The 592-nt window shown below is 73.3% G+C and carries 1 protein-coding gene; it reads right to left on the bottom strand.

All coding sequences use genetic code 11. The features are described 5' to 3' along the window. A partial coding sequence (locus D7W81_RS41460; RefSeq protein WP_147445852.1) for an MFS transporter occupies positions 1 to 592 on the bottom strand: 592 nt, incomplete at both ends.

Consider the following 592-nt stretch of genomic DNA (forward strand, 5'->3'; position numbering starts at 1 on the left):
TCCCCGCCCCGCTTCCGCGCGCGCGGGCCGCGCCGGTTCGTCCAGCCCCAGGAGCAGCAGGCTGCCCGCGAGGAACAGGCCGCCCGCCAGGAAGAAGGTGCCCGCCACCGACAGCGCGCGGATGACGGCGGAGGACGCGAACAGCGCCGCGACGAACACCAGGTTCGACGTCGCGTCCAGCAGCGCGAAGAGGGTGGCGCGCTGCCTGGCGGGCGCGAAGTCCGCCACCATCGCGTTGGACACCGGCGCCGCGCTGCGCGACAGCAGCATCTTGAGGATCATCACGGCGGCGAGCGGCTGCGGGTCGTCCACCAGCGCCACCGCCGGCACCATCAGCGACGTGACGAGCGACAGGCCCACCACGAAGGGCTTGCGCCCGTGGCGGTCCGACAGCGCCCCCAGCACCGGCTGCACGAAGATGGGCAGCAGCGCCCCCACCGTGTAGAGCGCGCCAATCTCCTGGAAGCCCAGCCCGCGCGAGCGCAGGTACAACGGCATCACCGGGTTGAGCAGGCCGGAGGCCGCCATGCCCAGGAGCCCCGAGCCCAGCATCACCCGCAGGTTCCCCAGCCCCCGCGTCAGCCCGTACATC

It is taken from the genome of Corallococcus aberystwythensis, assembly GCF_003612165.1.
Lineage (GTDB): Bacteria > Myxococcota > Myxococcia > Myxococcales > Myxococcaceae > Corallococcus > Corallococcus aberystwythensis.